Genomic DNA, 3,523 nt, shown 5'->3' on the forward strand with positions numbered 1-3,523 from the left:
GCAGCCGGTCCACCGACCGCGCCGGCCGGGCCCGGCCGCGCGCGACACCGCTCGCGTCGCCGTCCGCGAACGCCCGCAGCCGCGCCCGCAGCCCGTCCCGGTCGGCCGCCACGAACGCCAGCCGCTCCTTCAGGTGCGCGCGACCGCTCTGGAGAGTCCAGGCGATGTCGTCGAGCGCCGCCGCCGCGGGCAGGCCGTCCGCCAGCCGCTCGCCCAGGACGCGCAACCGCTCCTCGTTGTCAGCCGAGAGCACCACCAGCTGCGGTCGGCCCGTCGCGGCGGGCTCGGTGCGCGCTGGCGCCTCCTCCAGCACCACATGGCTGATCGTGCCGCCCGCACCGAACGAGCTGATCCCCGCCCGCCTCGGCCGCCCGACGTCGGGCCACGGCGCGGCATCCCGCTGCACCCGGAACGGCGTGGCGGCCCAGTCGACGTTCGGGTTGAGCCGGTCGACGTGCAGGGTCGGCGCGAGCGTGCGATGCTCCATCTGGAGCAGGACCTTGGTCAGCGCCGCGAGCCCCGCGCCCGCCTCGATGTGCCCGATGGTCGACTTCACCGATCCGATCGGCACGCTGCCAGCCGGGCGTTCGCCGAACACCCGGCTCAGGCCGTCGATCTCCACCGGGTCGCCCAACGCGGTGCCGGCGCCGTGCGCCTCCACGCAGTCGATGTCGCCCGGCCCGAGCCGCGCGTCGGCCAGGGCCTGTCGCACCACCTCGCTCTGCGCGAGCGGGCTCGGTACCAGGTAGCCTTTGGTGCGCCCGGCATGGACCACCCCCGTGCCGCGCACGACCGCGCGTACCCGGTCCCGGTCGGCCAGCGCACGGCGCAGCGGCTTGAGGACCAGCGCGGCGACGCCTTCGCTGGGCACGAACCCGTCGCCGCCTTCACCGAAGCTGCGGCAACGGCCCGAGCTGGACGTCAGCGACATCTGCCGCTGCTCCAGGAACTTGTTGGGATGCAGCGACAGGTTGACCGCCCCGACCACGGCGAGCTCGCACTCACCGGCGCGCAGCGCGCGTACCGCGAGGTGCATCGCCACCAGCGACGACGAGCACATGGTGTCCACCGTCAGGCTGGGGCCGCGGAGGTCGAAGAAGAACGACACCCGGTTGGCGACGTGCCCGATGCCGCCGCCGCTGTAGGTGGGGGTGCCACGCAGGGTCTCCTCGACGCCGAAGAACTGGTGGTCCGAGTACATCGCCCCGGCGTAGACGCCGACGCGCGACCCGTACCGCTCGCGCATCCGCTCGGCGGGCAGCCCCGCGTCGTCGAGGGCTTCCCAGCAGGACTGCAGGAACAGGCGTTCCTGCGGGTCCATCAGGGCCGCGTCACGCGGCGTGATCCCGAACAGGAGCGGGTCGAACTCGTCCACGCCGTCGAGGTAGCCGCCGGTCATCCGCTCGACCGGCCAGCCCGGCCGGCGCCGGTCCGGCGGCAGCGCGCCGACGCAGTCGCGGCCCTCGACCAGGTTGCCCCAGAACGCGTCGAGATCGGGGGACCGCGGGTAGCGGCCCGCGAGGCCGATGATCGCCATCGCGCCGTCGTCCGCCGGTGCTACCGGCACCGGACCGGAATCCGGCGCCGAGGCGACACCTGGCCATCGAGGTGCCTTCAGGACCGGCGCGGGGGTCAGCGGTGCGGGGCCTCCTGGTCCGGGGCCTCCTGGTTCGGAGCCTCGCGGGGCGAGGTCCTGGGCCCGCGGCCGGACACCGGCCGCGTCGAGTTCGTCCACGACCCCGGCCAGCGTGCGGTGCCGGAAGAACAGGGCGCGGTCGGACAGTCCGAAGTCCCGCTCCAGCGTCACGTTGAGCTCGCTGATCTGGGACGAGGTGAGCCCGTAGTCCTCGAACGGCGTGTGGGGGTCCAGCCGGTCCCGGGGGATGCCCGACACCTGGGCGTACTGGACGACGAGATGCTCCAGCAGTGCACCGGACGCCGCTTCGGGGGCGGGCGCCGGTGCCGGTTCGGCCAGGTGGAACGGGTAGGCGGGCAGCGGCTGCCGGTCCGGTCGGGTCCGCCAGAACGCGCGCCACGGCACGTCGTGCCCCCGAACCCACAGCTCGGCGGCCTCCGTGGGAGTCCTCGGCTCGGCTCCGCTCGCGCCACCCACGGCGTGGCCGGTGCGCACCCGCGGGTCCGCCCGGCCGACGACGGCTGCCGCGAGCCCCTCGACCAGGTCGTCCAGGCTCGCGCACACCACCGCGAGCCGGTGAGCCATCGGGGTCCGCGCCGTCTGCGTCGTCCATGCGATGCCGCGCAGCGCCTCGTCGCGGTCGCCCACGCCGTCCCCCAGGTCACGCACGTGGTCGTGGTGCGACCTGGCATAGTGCGCCAACCGAACGGGATCGCCCGCGGACACCAGGACGACGGCCGGGTCCACCAGGCCGTTGCTCGGTTGCATCCCGCCTCCTTCCGGTGCGTACGGCCGGACCTTACCCACCGCGATCACGCCGGTATGCTCAGTACTGAGCAGCGCCCACTAGGTCGGCCGCGCCGGCCATCAGGTGGTCCGCGATCCCCGCCACGGCCCGCCGCCCCGGGTCCCGGTTGAACGCCGCCAGGTCCGGGCCACACGGCAGCCGGTAGTCGAGGGGTTGTTCCGGTGCGCCGTCACGCCAGGCGGCAGCGCGCCGCAGATACCACCGGAGGGCCTCCGCCAGCCGCCGCCAGGGGTCGGCCACGCCCTCGGCGATCTGGTCCAGCGGGTGACCGACGTAGGTCTCCTCGACGTGCCGCAGGGTGGCGGCGTCGGGTTCGGCCCGCCGCCGGTACAGGTCGACGAGGTGGTTGGCCCTGGCCGCGAACAGGGTGCCGCGGCGCAGCACCTCCGAGCGGGCGCCGAGCGTGAAGTGTGAAGGGTCCGGGGTCCAGCCGGTGTCGCCGGGTGCCAGCGCGGCCAGATGCGCCCTGGTCGCGGCGGTGAGCGCGGACTCCTCGGCGCACAGGTTCACCGAGGTGGTGAGCAGGAAGTCCGCCCCCAGGGCGAACGCCGCCGCGGCCTGCTCGGGCGTCCCGACACCACCGCTCACCCCGACGTGCACCGGTTGCGGGACGCCCCGGGCGAGGGCCCGCACCTCGGGCAGCAGGTGCAGCACCGTCAGGCCGCCCCCGTGCCACCCTGCGGGCGACGCGACCGCCAGGTCGGAGGCCACCGGCAGGTGGCGGGCCGCGTCGGCTTCCGCCGACGTCAGCGCGCCGGCGCGGACCAGGGCCTCCAGCACCGCCGGGCCCGGCGGGTTCAGGAACGCTCGAGCGCAGTCCAGCCCCATCACGCGGGCGACCACGTGCCGCGCCGGCCTGGCCCGGCCGTGCCGGTCGCGGTGCGCGCCGGTGAAGCGGAACCGCACCAGTTCGGGAGTGGGGCCCAACGGCAGGTCGACCTCGACCACGCGGACGTCGGCGGCGGGTGGCCCGTCCGCTCGCCATGTCGTCGCCGGCCAGGAGACCGGCGCGTCGGCGAACCCCAGCGCCCCCGCGCCGGCCGCCGCGGACACCAGCCGCGAGCCGTTCGCGCCGACGC

At 75.3% G+C, this 3,523-nt stretch carries 2 protein-coding genes; both read right to left on the bottom strand.

All coding sequences use genetic code 11. From position 1 onward, the window contains the following. Positions 1-2,404 (bottom strand): beta-ketoacyl synthase N-terminal-like domain-containing protein (locus AC08OQ_RS18420; protein WP_476612252.1); only part of this gene is annotated, 2,404 nt, incomplete at its 3' end. 58 nt (positions 2,405-2,462) lie between these two features. Next, positions 2,463-3,523 (bottom strand): beta/alpha barrel domain-containing protein (locus AC08OQ_RS18425; RefSeq protein WP_476612253.1); only part of this gene is annotated, 1,061 nt, incomplete at its 5' end.

The sequence above is a fragment of the Frankia sp. CcCS3 genome (genome assembly GCF_977927575.1).